The sequence below is a fragment of the Poseidonocella pacifica genome, assembly GCF_900111875.1.
GTDB classification, from domain to species: domain Bacteria; phylum Pseudomonadota; class Alphaproteobacteria; order Rhodobacterales; family Rhodobacteraceae; genus Poseidonocella; species Poseidonocella pacifica.
The window spans coordinates 20,758-40,873 of the sequence record NZ_FOJU01000007.1 but is presented as its reverse complement, the minus strand read 5'-3'; the positions used below and the strand labels follow the sequence as shown (position 1 = coordinate 40,873).

The 20,116-nt window shown below is 60.3% G+C and carries 17 protein-coding genes, 2 tRNA genes and 1 pseudogene; 12 read left to right on the top strand and 8 right to left on the bottom strand.

All coding sequences use genetic code 11. The features are described 5' to 3' along the window. Positions 1-14: 14 nt before the first annotated feature. The gene (locus tag BM234_RS16205; RefSeq protein WP_092066834.1) at positions 15-290 is read right to left on the bottom strand and encodes a hypothetical protein; all 276 of its coding nucleotides are present in this window, start codon (positions 288-290) and stop codon (positions 15-17) included. Positions 291-365: 75 nt separating this feature from the next. Here BM234_RS16205 and BM234_RS17875 point away from each other — a divergent pair. The 3 genes and pseudogenes from BM234_RS17875 to BM234_RS16190 all read left to right on the top strand — a co-directional run. Then, positions 366-926 (top strand): annotated as a pseudogene (locus BM234_RS17875) (MobA/MobL family protein); the annotation flags it as partial. 175 nt (positions 927-1,101) lie between these two features. Continuing rightward, the gene (locus BM234_RS17690; RefSeq protein ID WP_092066832.1) at positions 1,102-1,425 is read left to right on the top strand and encodes a hypothetical protein; all 324 of its coding nucleotides are present in this window, start codon (positions 1,102-1,104) and stop codon (positions 1,423-1,425) included. A 312-nt stretch (positions 1,426-1,737) separates the two neighbouring features. Continuing rightward, positions 1,738-2,316 carry a TRADD-N-associated membrane domain-containing protein gene (locus BM234_RS16190; RefSeq protein WP_092066831.1) on the top strand — a complete coding sequence of 193 codons (579 nt, stop codon included), beginning with the start codon at positions 1,738-1,740 and terminating at the stop codon, positions 2,314-2,316. A gap of 87 nt (positions 2,317-2,403) precedes the next feature. Here the strand turns inward: BM234_RS16190 and BM234_RS16185 are convergent, their stop codons facing one another. Together BM234_RS16185 and BM234_RS16180 are read right to left on the bottom strand one after the other, a co-directional pair. Further along, positions 2,404-3,678, bottom strand: coding sequence for a tyrosine-type recombinase/integrase (locus BM234_RS16185; RefSeq protein WP_092066830.1), 1,275 nt, complete (start codon positions 3,676-3,678; stop codon positions 2,404-2,406). 125 nt (positions 3,679-3,803) lie between these two features. Next, positions 3,804-3,893, bottom strand: a tRNA-Ser gene (locus tag BM234_RS16180). A 166-nt stretch (positions 3,894-4,059) separates the two neighbouring features. Between BM234_RS16180 and BM234_RS16175 the strand changes: the two genes are divergently transcribed. From BM234_RS16175 to BM234_RS16145, 7 genes are read left to right on the top strand one after another with little or no spacing between them, the layout of a single operon-like run. Then, entirely contained in the window at positions 4,060-4,752 is a 693-nt protein-coding gene (locus BM234_RS16175; protein WP_092066829.1) for an SPOR domain-containing protein, read from the top strand. 12 nt (positions 4,753-4,764) lie between these two features. Then, complete coding sequence (locus tag BM234_RS16170) at positions 4,765-5,937, top strand: D-alanyl-D-alanine carboxypeptidase family protein (RefSeq protein WP_092066828.1); 1,173 nt, start codon at positions 4,765-4,767, stop codon at positions 5,935-5,937. Continuing rightward, positions 5,934-6,557, top strand: coding sequence for a dTMP kinase (gene tmk / locus BM234_RS16165; RefSeq protein ID WP_092066827.1), 624 nt, complete (start codon positions 5,934-5,936; stop codon positions 6,555-6,557). Before BM234_RS16170 ends, tmk begins: the two co-directional genes overlap by 4 nt. Beyond that, on the top strand, positions 6,554-7,681 hold the full coding sequence (locus BM234_RS16160; RefSeq protein WP_092066826.1) for a DNA polymerase III subunit delta': 1,128 nt from the start codon (positions 6,554-6,556) through the stop codon (positions 7,679-7,681). Before tmk ends, BM234_RS16160 begins: the two co-directional genes overlap by 4 nt. Further along, positions 7,678-8,478, top strand: a complete 801-nt coding sequence (locus tag BM234_RS16155) for a TatD family hydrolase (RefSeq protein ID WP_092066825.1) — start codon at positions 7,678-7,680, stop codon at positions 8,476-8,478. The genes BM234_RS16160 and BM234_RS16155 overlap by 4 nt, the downstream gene beginning before the upstream one ends. Beyond that, positions 8,478-9,278 (top strand): MBL fold metallo-hydrolase, encoded by an 801-nt coding sequence (locus tag BM234_RS16150; protein WP_092066868.1) that lies wholly within the window; start codon positions 8,478-8,480, stop codon positions 9,276-9,278. The genes BM234_RS16155 and BM234_RS16150 overlap by 1 nt, the downstream gene beginning before the upstream one ends. Positions 9,279-9,297: 19 nt before the next feature. Then, positions 9,298-10,233 carry an AEC family transporter gene (locus tag BM234_RS16145; RefSeq protein ID WP_092066824.1) on the top strand — a complete coding sequence of 312 codons (936 nt, stop codon included), beginning with the start codon at positions 9,298-9,300 and terminating at the stop codon, positions 10,231-10,233. Between the two features lies 1 nt (position 10,234). Here the strand turns inward: BM234_RS16145 and BM234_RS16140 are convergent. The 5 genes from BM234_RS16140 to BM234_RS16120 all read right to left on the bottom strand — a co-directional run bounded on the left by BM234_RS16140 (position 10,235) and on the right by BM234_RS16120 (position 14,978). After that, positions 10,235-10,310: transfer RNA gene (locus tag BM234_RS16140), tRNA-Val, on the bottom strand. 61 nt (positions 10,311-10,371) lie between these two features. Then, positions 10,372-11,358, bottom strand: a complete 987-nt coding sequence (locus BM234_RS16135; RefSeq protein ID WP_092066823.1) for a fatty acid desaturase — start codon at positions 11,356-11,358, stop codon at positions 10,372-10,374. Positions 11,359-11,447: 89 nt separating this feature from the next. After that, positions 11,448-12,914 carry a ribosome biogenesis GTPase Der gene (gene der / locus BM234_RS16130; RefSeq protein ID WP_092066822.1) on the bottom strand — a complete coding sequence of 489 codons (1,467 nt, stop codon included), beginning with the start codon at positions 12,912-12,914 and terminating at the stop codon, positions 11,448-11,450. Positions 12,915-12,963: 49 nt separating this feature from the next. After that, entirely contained in the window at positions 12,964-14,289 is a 1,326-nt protein-coding gene (locus BM234_RS16125) for an outer membrane protein assembly factor BamB family protein (protein ID WP_092066867.1), read from the bottom strand. Between the two features lie 11 nt (positions 14,290-14,300). After that, positions 14,301-14,978 carry a tetratricopeptide repeat protein gene (locus BM234_RS16120; RefSeq protein ID WP_092066821.1) on the bottom strand — a complete coding sequence of 226 codons (678 nt, stop codon included), beginning with the start codon at positions 14,976-14,978 and terminating at the stop codon, positions 14,301-14,303. Between the two features lie 248 nt (positions 14,979-15,226). On the opposite strand from BM234_RS16120, the gene BM234_RS16115 reads away from it, so the two are divergent. Together BM234_RS16115 and BM234_RS16110 are read left to right on the top strand one after the other, a co-directional pair. Then, positions 15,227-16,486 carry an efflux RND transporter periplasmic adaptor subunit gene (locus BM234_RS16115; protein ID WP_092066820.1) on the top strand — a complete coding sequence of 420 codons (1,260 nt, stop codon included), beginning with the start codon at positions 15,227-15,229 and terminating at the stop codon, positions 16,484-16,486. Then, the gene (locus BM234_RS16110) at positions 16,483-20,112 is read left to right on the top strand and encodes an efflux RND transporter permease subunit (protein WP_092066819.1); all 3,630 of its coding nucleotides are present in this window, start codon (positions 16,483-16,485) and stop codon (positions 20,110-20,112) included. The genes BM234_RS16115 and BM234_RS16110 overlap by 4 nt, the downstream gene beginning before the upstream one ends. Positions 20,113-20,116: the final 4 nt, after the last annotated feature.

Genomic DNA, 20,116 nt, shown 5'->3' with positions numbered 1-20,116 from the left:
AACTGGATATTGGTTCACGATGGGTTCTTACCAAAATCAACAGACTGTTTCCGTGTTCGCGCTTTTCCCCCGGAACACTCGAACCCAGCGATAGCGTCATCTCCGCCGTCGGAACCCAGTCGCTCCAACTCACTTTCGAAGAGATCCAACAGTCCGCTTACCACTGTCAGTTTATGCGCAGTCCGAACGTCCGCAGCTTTCTTGTCGAGAAGGCGATACCGGCAGCAATGCTGTAGGATCAGACACAAGATTCTCAACTTGGATTTGTCGATTTCGGAAAGATCAGTCATGTTCCTATATCCCGTTTTGAAGGCGCACATCGGATAAAATAGGCATTTTATCCCCCACTCAAAAACGGCACAGCAATGGCACTTTTCTCATTCCGACATTCGGTCAAAACCTTTTCGCCTAAATGTGAAAGCGCAGGCCGTGCAGCAAAAGCGGGACAGACTGAAGCCCATCTGCGCTATATAACGCGAGCATCAGCGGCCCGCATCGTCCTTCGGGGACGGATTGAATACAGCAGCGATGCCGAACAATCCGCAGCGGTAGAGCGCGCAGCTATAAAGCGGCGTGGACGAGTCTGTGAGCGATTCATTATCGCCCTCCCTGTTGAAGCTTCTCCAGCTCAACGGGAAGCACTGGCGCTCATTTTCGCCGAGAAACTCACACAGGGCAAAGCAGGTTTCATTCTGGCTATCCACGACAAAGCCGGTAACGACACCCGGAACCCGCACTTTCACCTTGTAGCATTCGACCATCATGAAAGATCCGGCGGGCGGGGACGACCTCGTAGCCTCTTGGGAATGTCTCGAAAAAACGCACTTGAGGAAAAAGCGAAGCTTTGGGCGGGTATCCACAACGAAATGATGCGCCAGTGGGGCTTCGGAGCAGAAAGCGTCGTCTCACCTCTTTCATTCGCGGATCGCGGCGTGGACCAGATTCCGCAAATCCACGAGGGACCAGCGTCGCGCGCGATCGCCGCGCGCGGAGGCTTGGTTCAATCAAAAGACGAATGGCGGCATGTCGACGCTGGACGCACCAGAGCAGACGCCAATCACATAATTACTGAAATCAACCAACTGAAAAGGAGAGCTAAAAATGACATTCAACTGGGAAGCGGAAATGAAGGCGGTTCGCTCCAAAGCAACGGCAGCTGCCCGCCATGGGGAGAGGACGGTGGGAGGCGTCGCGGAAACCTTGCAGATACTGAAAGCACGGGAGAAGCAGTTGGCCAGCGTAGAGAAGGCGATAAATGCGATAGAAGTCCGCCTTGGGTCGCTGGAGGCCATCCTCCAGTCCCTTCAGGCGTTTCGGGCGGCCAATACCCCCAGACAGCAGAGACACCCCCTACCTTCGACCTGGAGCGCCGCAATCGGCCTCGCCACAGGCATCGCCCTATCAAGCGCGTTTTTCTGGAACTGATTTTTCTACGCGACACCCTTCGGTCGCGGCTTTCAACCCTTAGCATGCGATCCCGAAACCTCACGAATAGCAGGGTAGCAGAGGCAAACAGAACTAAGATCTCGTGCAGCCGTAAGCGTGAGAGCAAATGTGACGCACAGGTGCGGACGTGACCATAGGTTCTCGAACCTTGATACTGCGATGGGTGCCGAATATCGCGTAGATCTGCCATGCAACAGAGTAGATAGCTGATACCGGAATCTGCTTGACTTGAGCCTACTTATGGGTGCCGTTCATGCAAAATTTTGGAACATCGAACTTTAGGAGACAGGCATGTCACTTGTTACTCAATTTCTTTTCCCAATGGCCGGGATCACTGAATTGACCGCTGAAATAATTCGGCAAAACAAAAGTGAGTGGGACGAAGCAAGAGCTGAGAAAAGAAACTACTTAGAAAAGCTTGAACAAGCGTCTGGAGAAGAGATCTTCAAGCTCATGAACCTCATTTCGTTTGCCAGCATGGATGAATTCATTGCGGAGGCCAGACTGCACGCGCAGCAGTCTTTCAAGATATGTATGTTCTCTGCTGGGGTGGGCTTCTTCATAATCTGCGTCTCCGTAGGTTTCGCAATATACTTTCAGATCGCAGGCATTGAAGGTCTTTCGGCTTCATACCTTGGAGCAGTGGTTGGGCTGATGACTGAAGGAATATCGGCGTTATTCTTTTCACTTTACTCAAAGACAACAAACCAAGTGAACCGACTATATGACCGCCTACTTGCGAGCCAGTCGGCTTACGCCGCAGTGTTGAGCACTTCAATGCTTGACGATGGGCCTGAGAAATCGACGCAAATTGCAGCGCTTTCTGACAAGCTCATGTCCCGACAGAACAGCTTAGACATGTCCACCTAAGGATCGGTGCGCCCTTCGGTCCGGGGCGTAAAGTATTCATACCGAAGCTCATCAACATGGAATGCGAACACCCCTTGCGACTCCACTTCAAGGAGGTTCGATCCATCGACCTCGGATGATTGCATCAACATCATTACCATTCGAAAACGGTTCAAGATCTGCGTATACCCAAAAGCCCCATTTCTCCATGAGCATGAGCCTATGATCGAGAAGTTCGGCCTGGTTATAAATTTGCGCCACGCGCGACCCTACCCTGTGCGCAAGACAAAGCTCTGCGACATCATGATCTGCGCGGACGACTTCTGCCGCCCATGTCCGAAAAGTTGTGCGCATCCCGTGAACTGTCGCGCCTGGATACTTCGATTGCAGCAGCTTTCGCATAGTCGCATCACTGAGCATACGCGACGGATTCGAGGGTGAAGGGAAAACCAGATCACTGGCTTTCGCGCGATGCTCCTTAGCGCGTTGAAGTATGGTTCGGGCAGCCATTGAAATAGGAACGACAAACTCCTTTCTCGTCTTCATTTTGTCGGCTGGGATGGTCCATTTCTCCAGAGCTGGGTCAAACTCAGACCAACGCGCCGCGCGGATTGGTCCAGACCGCATTGCTGTAAGGATGGTGAACAATAAGGCTAATGCGCCAACATCGTTCGATTTGTCGAGGCTTGGGACCAAATCGTTGATGTCCATAAATGATACAGCGGCGAAATGTTTCGGTTCAACTCTCTGCTCTCGCATCAATGCTCTCATCCCAGTAGCTGGGTTGCCCTTTGATCTAAGGCCCCTACCACATGCATGGTCGAAAATAGTCTTGATACGTTGAAGCACGCGCCGCGCCGTTTCCGGTTTTGTCGTCCATATTGGATCAAGGACCTCTTCCAGGTCATCTTGTTGAATGTCCTCCACGGACAAACTGCCCAAGATCGGAAACGCGTATGTTTCGAGTGTATTGATCCACTGAGCAACATGCTTACCGTTGCTGGTATTGTCCTTAAACTTGCGTTTGTGAACCGTGTGAGCAAGTTCAGCGAAAGTCATCGCCTTACCCTCGGCTGCTCGCTCCCGAATGGCAGGGTTGCCGCCAGAACGAGCAAACTTCCGAAGCTCAACAGCCTTTTCTCTCGCTTCGGCCAGTGACACCAAGTTTGCTGAGCCCAACCCAAAATCTTTGCGTTTACCTCGAACCACGATCCGAAGCAGCCAACGACGCGCACCGGAGGGGTCAACCTGAAGATAGAGACCGCCGCCGTCGGTATGTCGCCCCGGCGGGGCTTTCCGAACGAATGCAGCGTTGAGCCGTTTTTCTACATGAGGACCCGACCTCTTTCCGCGTGTCTCGTGACCAGAGAAGGAACCGTCCATATCGCACCCCACATTTTACCCCACATACTCTGCGGGTGGTTTCGAACCAGATGTTGGGGTTTCGATGGTCAAATTGCGGAAAACCTGGGGCATTCCACCTCAGTGGCTGCCGGAATGCAGCTTCATGGCGGAGGAGGTGGGATTCGAACCCACGGTACGCTTTCACGCACGCCGGTTTTCAAGACCGGTGCATTCGACCACTCTGCCACTCCTCCAGCGGGGGCTACGCATAAACGGCTGTCAGCGATTCTGAAAGCAGGCCGAGAGCAAAACTTTCGTAGCGCCAGAAGCCAGTAGTTTGCAATCTATGATTGTGTGCCTAGACTGCAGGCCAAGATCGGTCCCATCAAGGACGGCACATCAGGCATTGCGAGGATTTGCATGAAAACTGGGACAATGCCTGTAGTGGGCGTCGCGACCTTTCTGAGCTTGGCGGCCTGCATTCCCCTCCCTGACCGAGCGGAGGTGCCAGCGGATCGCGCCCCTGCCCCGACCATGGCCGCGCCCGAGGACGACCTCGCGCCTGACGTCTTCTTCGTGGAAGGCGCGGGCCTTTGGGATGGGCGCCCGTCGGTCGGCGGGATCTGGGTCGCTCATGCCAGCGCGAGTGAACCCGAACGCGTCCAGATTCTGAATCCCGTGACCGGCGCCACAACGATTGGCGCGGTTTTTCAACGTTCAACAGATCTGCCCGGCCCGCCCTTGCAACTTTCCTCCGATGCGGCGCGCGCGCTTGGGATCGCGGCCGGCACCACGGCGCAACTTCGGGTAACAGCCCTTCGCCCAAGCGACACCCGGCCCGAGACCATGAGCTTGCCGCAGAAGACGGAGACCGCGCGACCCGAAAAACCGTTCATCCAAGTGGGTATCTTTGGGGTTGAGGAAAACGCCCGCCGGGCGGGTGGCGTCTTGCGCCGCGAAGGAATTCTGCCCATCTTACGCGAACAGGGTGCCGAGGGCGCGACATACTGGCGAGTGGTGGTCGGGCCTGCGCAGACTATTGCCGAGCGTGACACCCTGCTTGACAAAGTGCACGTGGCAGGGTTCCTCGACGCCTATGTCGCCACCGACTGACCGGAGAGCCGAATGACCCGCGTGCTGACCGCAGCCCTTACTGCCGCCCTGCTTTTTGCCTCCCCGCTGAGAGCCTTCGAGACCAACGCAAGCGCCGCCTATGTTGTCGATCTGACAACTGACACGGTGCTTTTATCCAAGCAGTCCGAAGTGCCCCTGCCCCCGGCATCCATGTCAAAGCTCATGACCCTCTACATGGCTTTCGAGGCGATCCGTGATGGCCGCCTCACCCTCGACGAGGTACTCCCCGTGAGCCAGCATGCCATGAGCTATGGCGGCTCGACCATGTTTCTCGACACGACCGACCGGGTCAAGGTTGAGGACCTCCTAAGGGGTATCATCGTTTTGTCGGGCAATGACGCTTGCGTGGTTATCGCAGAGGCGCTGTCGCCTGATGGCACCGAAGGGGGCTTCGCCCGTTTGATGACACAGCGCGCCCATGAGATGGGCATGGATCAATCCAACTTCGCCAACTCGAACGGATGGCCGCAGGTCGGGCACCTTATGAGCATGAAGGATTTGGGCATCCTGTCAGAAAAGATCATCGAGGATTTCCCCGAGTTCTACCCCCTCTTTGCGGAGCGTGAATTCGCCTTTGACGGAAGGGCACCGCGCAATGTCCGCAATCGCAACCCGCTTCTCGGCCTCGGAATTGGCGTGGATGGTCTCAAAACCGGCCATACTGAGGAAGCAGGCTATGGGCTTGTCGCCTCCGCCGTACAGGGTGATCGCCGCGTGGTCTTTGTCGTGGCGGGAATGGAATCCGAAGCGCAACGTGCCGAAGAAGCAGAGCGGATCGTCAACTGGGCCTTTCGCCAATTTACCCGCCGGACCGTGACCAGCGGCGATGACGTCCTCGCCGAAGCAGAAGTCTGGATGGGCCAGTCGCGTTCTGTGGGCCTCGTCACCGGCGAAGATCTCAATTTGCTGCTGCCTGTGGTCGGCGACACGGACCTGAGCGCCGAAATTGTCTATCAAAGCCCTATTCCCGCCCCGATCGAAGCAGGACAACAGATCGCCGAGTTGGTCATCGCCCGAGACGGCCTTCCGGAGAAGCGGGTTCCCTTGGTCGCCGATGCCGAGGTGCCGCAGGCTGGGTTCGCGGGGCGCGTGAGAACAGCCGCGCGTGTCGTCATGCGACAGATCACCGACCGCGCCAGCGAACAAACCGGTCTCGCTCAGTGAGTGCGACGGCGCGCTTCATCACGTTCGAGGGCATAGATGGATCGGGCAAGTCGACGCAAGCGCGCCGACTTCATAACTATCTCCGTCAGGGTGGATCAGATGCAATCTTGACCCGCGAACCCGGCGGCAGCGCCGGGGCGGAGGAAATTCGTGCGCTCGTCTTGCAAGGCGATCCGGCACGCTGGTCCGCGGAGACAGAGCTCCTGCTGTTTACGGCGGCGCGCCGCGATCATCTCGAACGGCTCATCCTGCCCGCTCTCGATGCGGGCCAAACTGTTATCTGTGACCGTTTCGCTGATAGCACCCGGCTTTATCAGGGGCTCTCCCGCGGAGATTTGCGCGGCAAGGTCGATGCGCTGCACGATTTGATGATCGGGGTAGAGCCTGATCTCACCCTCTTGATCGACATGGACCCCGAGGCGGCGCTTTCACGCGCGAAGGCTCGGCAGACAGCCGAAGAACGCTTCGAGGATTTTGGCTTGGATCTTCAGCGAAAGATGCGCGCAGGCTTTCTCGCCCTCGCCGAGGAATTTCCCAAGCGCATACGGCTTATCGACGGCAACCAGAGCGAAGATGCTGTGGCAAGAGACGTCATTGCCGCTGTGGCGCAATCAGCATGAAGGAGGGGGAAGACCTTCCCCGCCCCGATCAGATCGAAGGGGCCGCTCATCCGGCAGAGACATTGCGCCTTTTTGGACATCAGCAGGCCGAAGCGCAATTCCTCGAGTCCGTCGCCGCGGGCCGGCTGCATCATGCCTGGCGTCTGACCGGCCCTCGCGGCATCGGCAAGGCCACGTTGGCGTGGAGGATCGCGCGCTTTCTGCTACGTGAGAACGCCGGTGATGAGCTGTTCGGACCACCAACCAGCCTTGATGTTCCCCAAGATGACCCGGTCGCGCGCCGGATGAGGGCGGGCGCCGAGAGTAGACTTTTCGTGCTACGGCGCGCCTATGACGAAAAAGCAAAACGCCTCAAGACCGTGATCACCGTGGATGAAGTGCGGCGCCTGAAATCCTTCTTCTCCCTGTCGGCCGCGGACGGAGGACACCGGGTCGTCATCGTGGATGCCGCGGACGAGATGAACACCGCCGCCGCAAACGCACTTCTCAAGCAACTTGAGGAGCCGCCCGCCGCAACCACCCTTCTACTCGTGAACCATCAACCGAGCGCCCTGCTCCCCACACTCCGGTCCCGATGCCGCGAATTGCGCCTCTCGCCCCTCGACAGCGGGGCCATGTCCGCAGCGCTGACAGAGGCCGGCCTTGATCCCGGAGAAGAGACACCGGCGCTCACTGCGCTGTCCGCAGGATCGGTCGGCGCGGCGATCAGGCTCGTCAATCTCGGGGGGATCGCGCGCTACGCAGATCTCGTCCGCCTGCTGGAAAGTCTTCCTGGGCTTGATCGTCCGCGCGCGATGAAACTTGCCGACAGCGTGGCCGGCGCACAAAATGTGGAACGTCTGGACCTGCTGATCGAACTTCTCGACCTTCTGCTGTCCCGCCTTTCCCGAACGGGAGCCACGGGTGCGCCTCCCTCCCCCGAAGCGGCCCCGGGCGAAGGCGCGGTTTTCACGCGGCTGTGCCCCAATCCGCATTCCGCGCGCGTCTGGGCCACGCTGGCGCAGGATGTCGGGGGTAGACTGCGCCATGGGCGGGCGGTCAACCTTGACCCTGCTGCTCTCATGCTAGATACGATTTTCAAACTCCAACGCACCGCAAGTGAAGACGCGACAGGAGCCGCATGACCGCCCGAATCACTGACAGCCATTGCCACCTCGATTTCCCTGATTTCGACGACGAAAGGGCCGAGGTCATTGCCCGCGCACAAGCGGCCGGCATCACGCGCATGGTGACGATCTGCACACGGCTGCGGAACGAACCGGCGGTACGAGCGATCGCAGAGGCGCATGATCCGGTTTTCTACGCCGCCGGAACGCATCCCATGAGCGTCGCGGACGAACCCATGGCAACGGTCGATGAACTTGTCGCCCTCGCCCAGCACCCCAAATTCGTCGGGATCGGGGAAACCGGGCTTGATTATCATTACACCATCGAAAGTGCCGATGCGCAGAAGGAAAGTTTGCGCCTGCATATCGCCGCGGCGCGAGAGACGGGCCTTCCCCTCATCATCCACGCGCGCGCGGCGGACAAGGATATGGCACAAATCCTGAGCGAAGAGCATCGGAACGGTGCGTATTCCTGCGTCATGCACTGTTTTTCCTCCAGCGCGGAGCTTGGGCAAACAGCCCTCGATCTGGGCTTCTACCTCTCCATGTCCGGCATCGCAGCCTTCCCGAAATCCAAGGAGTTGCGGGACATTTTCGCCGCAGCCCCTCTTGATCGGGTACTGGTCGAAACCGATAGCCCCTATCTTGCGCCGCCGCCCCATCGCGGCAAACGCAACGAACCCGCCTATACTGCCCATACTGCAAAGGTCGGGGCAGAAGTCTTTGACCTGTCCTATGAGGCCTTCGCCGCGGCGACGCAGGAGAATTTCGACCGGCTCTTCTGGAAGGCGGCCGCTTGGAGGGCCCCCGCCTGATGTCAGAGCTTCGCTTCACCATCCTGGGATGCGGATCCTCCGGGGGCGTGCCCCGCCTTGGCGGGAATTGGGGCGCGTGCGATCCGAGCAACCCCAAGAACGCCCGCCGCCGGTGCAGCCTCCTGGTTGAACGTGAGAGCGTTGAGGGCACCACGCGCGTTCTGATCGATACTTCACCTGATCTGCGCTCCCAACTGCTGGACGCCGGGATCGGCACACTGGATGGCGTGGTCTATACCCATGCCCATGCCGACCACGTTCACGGGATCGATGACCTGCGCGTTATCGTCTATAATCGTCAGGAAAAGCTCTCGGTCTGGGCAGACACCCCCACGCAAGAGCGGCTCTATGCCAGCTTCGGATATGCGTTTGTTCAGCCGGAGAATAGCAACTACCCGCCTATCCTCGATATGCATATGATCGACGGTGATGTGCGCGTCCAAGGCGCGGGCGGTGCCATCACCCTCTCGCCCTTTCACGTGACCCACGGCAACATTGACGCCCTCGGGTTTCGCATGAACAATACCGCGTATCTACCTGATGTTTCTGACATTCCTGATGATGCTTGGGGGCGTTTGCACGGGCTCGACTGCTGGATCGTCGATGCGCTTCGCCGAACCCCTCACCCAACCCATGCACATCTGGACAAAACCCTTGAATGGATCGCGCGGGCCAAACCGGCCAAGGCTGTGCTGACCAATATGCACATCGATCTGGACTATGACACGGTGGAGGCAGAGACCCCGCCCCATGTGACGCCCGCCTATGACGGAATGGTCATACGAGAACCTTTGAAGTGATTGGCCGAGGAGGCATGCCGTGCAGGCTCTAATCGAAGTCATCCTGCCGGTCTTCCTGCTCATCGGCTTTGGATATGTGACAGCATGGAAGGGGCTATTCACTGACAATTCGGTGCAGGGTCTCATGTCCTTCACCCAACAGTTCGCCATTCCCTGCCTGCTCTTTCGGGCAATCTCCCGGCTTGATCTGACCCAGCATTTTGACCTGCGCCTGCTCGGGGCCTTCTATCTGGCCGCCCTCATATGTTTCTTCGCCGGCTTGTTCGGCGCGCGCATCTTTTTCAAACGGGATTGGGAAGATTGCGTGGCGATCGGATTCTGTGCCCTGTTTTCCAACAGCCTGCTTCTCGGCGTGCCGATCACAGAGCGGGCCTTTGGTACGGACGCGCTTGCCGGGAACTATGCGATCATCGCGATCCACTCGCCCTTTGGCTACGCGCTCGGCATCACCGCGATGGAAATCGCGCGGGCAAAGCGCAGCGGCACAACGGGTGCCCTTCTGCCAAAAGTTCTCTCCGCGATGTTTCGCAACGCGCTGATCATCGGTGTGATGGCTGGGCTTATCGTCAACCTCGCAGGCATTCCCATCCACGTCACGATCAACGATGCCGTCGACCTGATGGCACGGTCTGCCTTGCCTGCTGCGCTGTTCGGGCTGGGTGGGGTGCTGGTGCGATACAAACCCGAAGGCGATTTTCGGACCATCGCCATGGTTTGCGCGATTTCGCTGCTGGTGCACCCCGGGCTTGTCTGGGTGTTCAGCAAGGCGGCCTCGCTCCCAACTGAGGCGTTCCGCTCCGCGATCATCACCTCGGCCATGGCGCCCGGCATCAACGCGTTCGTCTTCGCAAATATGTACGGTCGTGCCAAGCGCGTCGCTGCATCGTCGGTGCTTATCGCAACGGCCGTATCACTTCTTTCAGTGACATTCTGGCTGACAATGCTGGGGCGGTGAATGGTGGGTGATGAGAGGCTCGAACTCCCGACATCTTCGGTGTAAACGAAGCGCTCTACCAACTGAGCTAATCACCCGACAGGCGCCGAAATAGCGCAAGGTGGCGGGTGACTGCAAGGGCTTTTTGCAGCGTGTCGTTCAGACTGTTGCCACCGGCCTTGTGCGTCCCAAAAGAGGCGGGAATCCGATCATCCGGCGGCTCTCCTCATCCCACAGCTTCCATCTGAAACAGCGAAGAGCATCCCGGGGTGATACCTTGACCGGATCAAGCCGCTCCTCAAGCGCGCGGTGGCATTCCTTGAGCCGATAGCTCGGGATTGAGGCGTTGAGGTGGTGCATGTCGTGATAGGCGATATTCGCGGTCGCCAGATCAAACAGAGGGCCAAAATCGATCACGGCAGAGCCTTCGAGCGCCGCAGTCTCAAAATCGCGGACGTCGGGTTCGGCCCAGTAGACCTCTTCGAAATTGTGCTGCACGTATGGGATCAGCGCACCGAAGGACGCGGCCAGGATCAGGCTCGCCCCCCAGACGAGCACGGCCTGCCATCCGAACAGCATGACAAGCCCGCCGAGAAAGACAGCAAGCAGAGCGTTGTGCGCGACGATGTCCATCACGCCCGCCTGCCGCGCGTTGCGGGGCCAGCGATAGCGGAAAAGATAAAGCAGCGTCGGCCCGAAGAGAAAGAGTGTGAACGGAGAGCGGTAGAGCCGGTACGTCAGCTTGCGCCAAAGGGGCGCCGCCTCATACTCCGCCAAAGTCATGGTGAAGATCTCAGACGCCCCACGCTCATCAAGATTGCCGATATGGGCATGGTGCAGATTGTGGTTCATCCGCCCTGCACGATAAGGGGTCAGCGTCAGCGGCGAAAGCAACAGCCCGACCCGGTCGTTCAGCTTGCGCGTCGTGAAGAAGGAGCCATGCCCGCAGTCATGCTGGAGCATATAGAGGCGTACGCCGCTGATGGCTGTCAGGATCACTCCGGGGATCAAGATCCACGGCACATCGCGGAACCCGGCGGCGAGCCCAAGGGCGAGGAAAAACAGGATCAGGGTCGGAACGAGGCTGAAAATAGCCCTGCGGTTGTCGCGCACCGCATAGGTACGCGAGAGCTCTCGGATCGTCATGGCAATGCCCCCGTTCCATAAAAAATGGACTTATGCAGGTTTCCCCTGCGGAAATAAGAACAAGGGATAGCCCCGGGGGGAGGCTCGTGTCAACCGCGACCGCGCGGTTTTCCCTTCGGCTCCAGATGCTTGCGCAGTTTCGACGGCCCAGCCTTGCGCTTGTTCTTATAAGGGTTGCGGTTGCCCTGCCCCCGCATCGTCAGCCGGATCGGAGTGCCGGGCATATCGAAATGCTCGCGCAGACCGTTCACGAGATACCGCGAATAGGCCTCCGGAATCCGATCCGGATGGCTGCACATGACAACAAACCCAGGGGGCCGGGTCTTGGCTTGGGTCATATAGCGCAACTTGATGCGGCGCCCTTGCGGAGCCGGGGGCGGGTGCGCTTCGATCATTTCGCCTAACCAGCGATTAAGTTGCGCGGTGGGCACTCGGGCGTTCCAGACGCGATAGGCCCGCAGGATCGCCCCATGCAGCCTGTCGATGCCCTTGCCGGTCTTGGCCGAAACCGTGACCAGAGGGGCGCCGCGGAGTTGTGGCAACAGGCGCTCAAAATCCTCCCGCAGTTCCTTGAGGCGATGCTGTTTGTCGGTCTCCAAGTCCCATTTGTTGACGGCCACCACAACCGCGCGGCCTTCACGCTCAGCCAGATCGGCGATCCGGAGATCCTGCTGTTCAAAGGGGATTTCCGCATCAAGCAGGATCACAACGACCTCGGCAAACTTGACGGCTCTTATGCCGTCGGAAACCGAGAGTTTCTCCAGCTTGTCCTGTACCTTGGCCTTGCGGCGCATCCCGGCCGTGTCAAAGATACGGCACGGAGTCCCTTCCCAGTCGATGCGCAGAGAAATTGCATCGCGGGTGATGCCTGCTTCGGGCCCGGTCAAAAGCCGGTCCTCGCCCAGAATGCGGTTGATCAGGGTGGATTTACCCGCGTTGGGGCGACCGATGACAGCCACTTGCAGCGGTTTTTCGTCTGTCGGTTCACGGAGGGGCGCTTCGGCATCCTCGTCGACGGTCACGTCGATCTCTGGCTCTTCGCTCGGGGCCTGTTCGGCGAACGCATCGGCAAGCGGCATCAGCATGGCATAGAGGTCCGTCATCCCCTCGCCATGTTCAGCAGAAAGGCGGATTGGTTCTCCGAGGCCCAAGCCATAGGCCTCCATTACGCCATCATCCGCGCGGCTCCCCTCCCCCTTGTTCGCGGCGAGGATAACGTGTTTGGCCCGCTTGCGGAGTATCTCGGCAAAGAGTTGATCCGTCGCCGTGATGCCCGCGCGCGCATCGACCATGAACAGGCAGATGTCGGCCATGTCGACGGCGCGCTCGGTCAGGCGGCGCATCCGGCCCTCAAGGCTTTCGTCCGTGGCGTCTTCGAGACCGGCGGTATCAATCACCGTGAAATCGAGGTCACCCAGATGCGCGGCCCCTTCTCGCAGGTCGCGCGTCACGCCCGGCTGGTCGTCGACCAACGCAAGACGTTTGCCGACAAGCCGGTTGAAAAGCGTCGATTTACCGACGTTGGGGCGGCCTACAATGGCCAAGGTGAAGGACATACGCCTTGCTCCGATTGGATTCGAAGGCCCCGCCTACACGGTTTCGCGCTCAACGAAAAGCGTGGAGATCACCGCCAGTGCCTACGACATAGAGGGTATTGCCCGCGACAATGGGTGCAGTGCTCGCCCCGCCGGGGATCTCGGTACTTCCCACAAGCGCCCCTGAGCGGGGGTCGAAGGCACGCAGAAACCCGTCCGAAGACGCGGTCCAGATCCGCCCTCCGGCAAGAACCGGACCGTAGTGGGCATAGATCTCGACCTGCCGCCGCTCTCGCTCAGTGGTGAAGAACGGAAGGTCGACCGCCCAGATGCGCGCGCCAGTGGCCGCATCGAACCGCGCAAGCTTGTTCTGATCGGTCACGACGAACAGCGATCCGCCGGCGGCAACGACTGGTCCCGCAGCGCCATCGCGCGCAGTCCACAGACGCTCACCATCAGAGAGGGCGAAGGCACCGATCCGGCCCGAATAGTTTGCGGCAAAGACGCGGCCGTCGGCTATCACCGGATCACCGGCCATGTCGGAGATCGAAGATGAGGCGAAACCGGGGCGCGAACCTGCAACGCTTCCTTGCCACCGCGGGAGCCCGCCCTGCCGGAAGGCGGCCACAAGCTCACCCCCGGAGAAGGGAAGGACGACCAGATCACCAGAGACCGCAGGCGCAGGCCCGCCGGTTAAAGCGGGATCGCTGGGCGATCCACCGAATGTCCATTCCACGCGGCCCGTCCGGGTTCCAACCGCCCAAGCCCGGTTATCCCTGCCCACGACATAGACGAGATCCCCCGAAACGGTGGGCGCGCCGGACGCGCTCGCGTCCAGCTGCTGGTGCCACCGAACGGCGCCGGTGGTCACGTCAAGCGCAGAGAGGCGCCCGAACCCGGTGGTCACATAGAGAGTGTCCCCCGCCACGGCGAGTCCCCCACCAGAGGCGTGTTCCCCCTCGCCCGCGGGCGTGAGGTTGGCCGTCCAGAGCGGCGCACCGCCCGTAGACGTCGCCGCGACTTGCGCGCCAGCATCGAGGGTAAAGACCCGCCCGCCAGATACGACAGGCTCAGCAGTGATCCGCCGCCGGCGGCTGTCACCCGCGCCGATCTTGGTGCTCCAGAGCCGCGAGGGCTGTGCCGCGAGTGCAGGATGGTCAATGACATGGGCAGCAGAGCCGCCAAGCTGCGGCCAATTTGCATTTACCCTTGGCGCAGCAAAGGAAATGGCCGCGCTGCGGTTGACCGCGTCCGGCGCGCTCTGGCGCTCCCCTTCGGCGCGCAGCGGCTCACGCGGGCCGCTGAGTATGATATCGCGTGCGCCCCCACATGCGGCCAACGTCGCGACCAACAGAAGTGCGCCGCTCAGACGTGCCTGACCCTTGATTGTCATCATGCCCCGTTCCGTCATTCACTGTCGCTTCCGGCACTGTCCTCTTCCGGCAGCCCCCCAAGCGCCACAATTGCCTGCGTGGCGCGGTTGCGCAAGCCATCAGACGCCTCCGCATCGTCGATGAGGGCGGCGAACCGATCACGCGCGGCATCGGTGTCGCCCTGCGCGAGGTCCATCAGGGCAATCTGCTCCTCAGCCAGAACACGAAGAGGATTTCCCGCAACGGCGAGCGCCTCCAGCCCCATCCGGCGGTCGGCGTCGTCTACGGCCCCCTCAAGCGTGAGCGCGCGGAAACGTGCGATATCGCGGTAGATAGCCGGAAGGTCGTCATCATTGGCGACGTCGTTGAGCGCCGCGGCCGCAGCTTCGGCATCGCCCGCAGCATTCGCCTCGGTCGCCTCCAGCAAGCGGATGACGGCACGGGCCTCACTGTCTTCGGGAATCGCGATCTCTTGCAGCGCAGCGGCCCGCGCGGCGGGTGTCGTTTCCTGCATTGCCGTCAAGGTCGCATCACCAAGCTCGCGCGCCTGCGCCTCAGCCTGCGATTTGCGGTATTCATTATACGCCGCGCCCCCAACGATCACGAGGATCGCCACAACGGCGACCCATCCGTAACGCCGGAGATACCCATAGAGCCGATCGCGCCGGACCTCTTCGCTCACTTCGTCGATGAAACTATCGGTGTTGCTCACGCGGCTCTCCTGTATTTGCGGGCCGCGCCCGTCTTAACGCGGTGGGCCCACGGTGCCAATAGCCTGCGCGGAGCGCCCGCTCCGCTTGCAGGTTGTGGCAGAAATGTCTAATCGTGAAGCAATTCGTCCCCATGTTCCGGTGCAGGGTCCGCAGGTCTCTTGCAACCACCCGAGGGGCCCTTATGTAAAGCCGCATAACATTAGTTCGCCGGTGCGGCAATTTTCGCCGCCGCTCCAAGGAGAGCCGCATGAGACCGTTTTCGATCCTGATCGCCCTTTTGGTCTCTGGATTACTGTACCTTTTCATCATGGAACGTGACTGGCTCTACGCGCTTTTCGAAGCGGGAGCGGATGAGGAAACGCCCTCAAGCGCTTCCGAGGAAGAAACCCCCGAACGCGTAAAGGTCGTGGCGATCGCATCAAGCGTGCAGGAGATCGACAGCGCCGTGCAATTGCGCGGCGAAACCGAAGCCGCGCGTGAGGTAGATGTTAAGGCCGAAACATCGGGGCCGATCATCTCCACGCCGCTGCGCAAGGGCGCATTCGTCGAGGCCGGGGACCTGCTTTGCGAAATCGACGCGGGCACCCGTGAAGTTTCCCTGCTGGAAGCCGAAGCACGCCTTGCAGAAGCCCGCGCACAGGTCCCCACGGCAGAAGCCCGCATTCCCGAAGCAGAAGCCCGAGTAGAAGAGGCCAGCGCCCTGCTGGAAGAAGCGGAAATCAACGCCAATGCCGCAAATCGGCTCGTGACCGAAGGGTTTGCCTCGGAAACGCGCGTCGCCGCGACAAAGGCCGCCGTGCGTAGCGCGCAAGCCACCGTTACCACCGCGCAATCGGGGTTGGAATCCGCGCGGGCAGGAGTGGAGAGCGCCAAGGCCAACATCCAAGGCGCCCAAGCCGCCGTCGCTGCCGCGAAGAAGGAACTTGATCGCCTTCGCATCACTGCCCCCTTCAGGGGCCTGCTTGAATCCGACACCGCGGAGCTTGGCGCGCTCATGCAGCCGGGCAGCCTTTGCGCAACAGTCATTCAACTGGACCCGATCAAACTCGTGGGGTTCGTTCCCGAGACAGAGGTCAACCGGATAGAGACCGGCGCGAAGGCCGGCGCACGTCTTGCGGGCGGGCGGGATCTGCAAGGCACCGTCACTTTCATTTCGCGCAGCGCTGACCCCGCGACCCGAACCTTCCGCGTGGAAATCGCTGTTCCCAACGAAGATCTCTCGGTGCGCGATGGGCAAACCGCAGAGATCTTGATCGCCGCGGAGGGCGCCAGCGCACACCTCCTGCCCCAGAGTTCGCTCACCTTGAATGACGCTGGGACGCTGGGTGTGCGGATTGTCGACGCTGATCAGGCGGCGCGCTTCGTTCCTGTTGAAGTACAGCGCGACACCGCAGAGGGCATCTGGGTGACTGGCCTGCCCGATGAGGCCAATGTGATCGTGCTGGGGCAGGAATATGTGATCGACGGTGTCGCGGTCGCGCCGACCTATCGCGGAGCGGAGGGATGACCGGTATCGTCGATTGGGCCGCTTCACGCGCCCGGATGATCATCGCGTTTATCGCCCTGTCGCTTGCAATCGGGGCCTATGCCTACCTCACCCTTCCCAAGGAAGGTGAGCCCGACATCGAGATTCCCGCCCTTTTCGTCTCCGTTCCCTTCCCCGGGATCTCCGCCGAGGATTCCGAGCTGCTGCTCGTGAAGCCGATGGAAACCGAGCTCTCCGATCTCGACGGTCTCAAGACCATGAGTGCCACGGCCGCCGAGAATTACGCCGGCATCGCGCTGGAGTTCGAGTTCGGCTGGGACAAGACCAAGGTGATGGCCGATCTGCGCGATGCGATGAACACCGCAGAGGCCAATTTCCCCAGCGGGGCGGAAAAGTACACAATCAACGAGATCAACTTCTCCGAGTTTCCAATCGTCATCGTCAGTCTGACAGGGGATCTGCCTGAACGCACAATGGTGCGTATCGCGCGCGACCTGCAAGATCGTCTCGAAGGATTGGATGCCGTTCTTGAGGCGGGGATCTCCGGCAACCGGGACGAGATGCTCGAAGTCATCATCGATCCGGTCCGGTTGGAAAGCTACAACGTCACTGCCGGGGAATTGATTTCGGTCGTCCAGAACAACAACCAGCTCATTGCGGCGGGTGAGGTCGACACGGCGCAGGGGACATTCTCCGTCAAGATCCCCTCCAGCTTCGACGAGCCGCGCGACGTCTACAATCTACCCGTCAAGATCAATGGCGATCGTGTGGTTACCCTTGGCGATCTGGCGACAATCAACCTGACGTTCGAGGATCGTACCGGGACCGCTCGGTTCAACGGGGAGCCGACGGTGGCGCTCCAAGTTGTCAAACGCAAGGGTTTCAACCTCATAGATACCGCCGCGAGAGTTCGGCAGGAAGTCGAAGAAGCGGAGGCCGACTGGCCCGAAGAGCTTCGCGCCGCGGTCGAAATCGGCACGTCGAATGACCAAAGCCGGGTGGTTGAATCCATGGTCAACCAACTCGAAGGGTCGGTCCTCACAGCGATCATTCTGGTGATGCTCGTTGTCCTCGCCGCGCTTGGTATCCGGCCCTCGCTGCTTGTCGGCTTCTCTATTCCGACGTCCTTCCTGCTGTGCTTCGTCCTCTTGGGCATCATGGGCATTTCGATTTCCAACATCGTGATGTTTGGCCTGATCCTCGCTGTGGGGATGCTGGTTGATGGCGCAATTGTCGTCGTCGAATACGCCGACAAGCGCATCGCCGAGGGGACCGGGCCGATGCATGCCTATGTCGAGGCGGCAAAGCGCATGTTCTGGCCCATTGTCTCCTCCACCGCCACGACGCTGTGCGCCTTCCTGCCCATGCTCTTCTGGCCCGGTGTGCCGGGGCAATTCATGGGAATGCTGCCCGTCACGCTCATTTTCGTGCTTTCGGCCTCGCTGGTTGTGGCGCTGGTCTATCTGCCGGTAATGGGCGGCGTGCTCGGCCGTGCGGAACGCTGGCTCGATCAGGGTACCATGCAGATCGCGGCAGGCCGCAAGCGGTGGCATCTGACCCTGTTGATCGGGGCCGCCTTGGGAATGGCCGCCGGTGTACTCGGAGCGCTCGCCCTCGGTGCGGCCCTCGTTGCGCTGATGGGCAGGCTGGACGGCACGGATATTCTCTACTCGGTCATCCCCACGCTCTTGCTCGCTTTCGTTCTCATCACCGGGATCGTAGCGCTGGCCGCGTTGGCGATAGGGTCATTGGTCGGGTTCCTGATCGGGCTGGTCGCCGTGTTCCGCAGGACCGGAGCCCTCGTCCGCAAAGCCTGGCACGCGATCATACCCGAGCGGCCAGCGAGCCTCGAGGCAGGCCGCAGGAGAACGCCCTTCGGCCGGTTGATTCTCGGGATCGCGGGCAACCCGGTCATGCCGCTTGTCACCATCGGCGCCACCTTCGTTTTCGTGGGAACCGTGCTTTTCACCTATATGAACAACAGCAAGGGCGTGGAATTCTTTGTCGAGAGCGAACCCGAACAAGCCATTGTTTATGTCCGGGCGCGCGGCAACCTTTCCCTCATCGAGAAGGACGCCATAGTTCAACAGGCCGAGAAAATCGTCCTAGCCCACCCCGGCGTTCTCAACGCATTCTCTTTCTCGGGCGAAGGCGGGCTGAACTCCAACACAGGTGGAGCCGAAGCCCCAAAGGATACGATCGGACAGATCCAGCTGGAGACGATCCCTTGGGAGGAACGCGCCGACCGCCCGGACCTCGACGGAGATGTTGTGCTGGATGAGTTGACCGAGGCGCTCGAAGAAATCCCCGGGGTCGAGATTGAGATGCTCGTGCAATCCCGCGGACCGGCCAGCGGCAAGCCCGTACACCTGCGCCTGCTCGGGGACGATTGGGATCAGTTGCTCGCCGCGACGCTCGCCACCCGTGATAGGTTCGCCGCGACCGAGGGGTTGGTCCAGATAGAGGATACGCTCCCCCTGCCCGGCATCGATTGGCAGATCGATGTCGATGTCGAAAAAGCTGGGCGCTATGGGGCGGATGTCGCGACCGTGGGCGCCATGGTCCAACTGGTCACGCGCGGCATCCTGCTTGATACGATGCGGGTCGACAGCTCTGACGAAGAAATCGAGATCCGCGTTCGCCTGCCCGAAGAAGACCGCTTGCTCAGCACCCTCGACACTCTCAAGGTCCGTACCGCGGACGGGCTTGTCCCGCTTGCAAATTTCGTGACCCGCCAACCGGTCGCCAAGCTGGCCGAGATCGCGCGGGAGGATCAGAAGCGGTATTTCGACGTGAAGGCCGCTGTTGCCCCCAACCTGACGAATCCCGACGGTAGCATCATCAACCCCAACGAACGGATCGCGGTCCTGACCGAGTGGCTGGAGGACGGCGGCCTTCCGAATGGCGTCACCTACAAGTGGACCGGAGATCAGGAAGAACAGGCCGAGAGCGGCGCCTTTCTCATGCGCGCCTTCGCCGGGGCGCTTGGCCTCATGTTCATCATCCTGCTCGCGCAGTTCAACAGTTTCTACAACGCGGTTCTTGTACTGCTCGCCGTGGTGCTTTCGACGGCGGGGTGCCTCGTTGGCATGCTGGTGATGGGGCAGGCGTTTTCCATCATCATGACGGGTACGGGGATCGTCGCTCTGGCGGGGATCGTGGTGAACAACAACATCGTGCTCATCGACACCTATCAGGAATATGCCCGCATCATGCCCCGCATTGAGGCCATCGTGCGCACGGCAGAGGATCGCATTCGCCCGGTCCTTCTGACAACGATCACGACCATGGCGGGCCTGACCCCGATGATGCTCGGCCTGTCCCTCAACTTCGGAGATGGCGGCTATTCAATCGACAGCCCGACGTCGCTCTGGTGGAAACAACTGGCTACCGCGGTGGTCTTCGGGCTTGGCATCGCGACATTGCTGACGCTGGTCTTCACCCCCTCCATGCTGGCGCTGCGGATCTGGTTCGTGCGCTACGTGTTTTGGGGTGCGGCCTTCCTCGCCCGTGCGGGCCTTGGCCGGCAAAGCCGCGTGGCGCGGGATTGGGCGCTGGACCGCCAAGCGCGCAGAACACCTGCTCCGGAAATCCTCTGGGAAGAGAATGCAGGACCACCGAGCGGAAAGTTGCGAGCGGCGGAGTAACCGC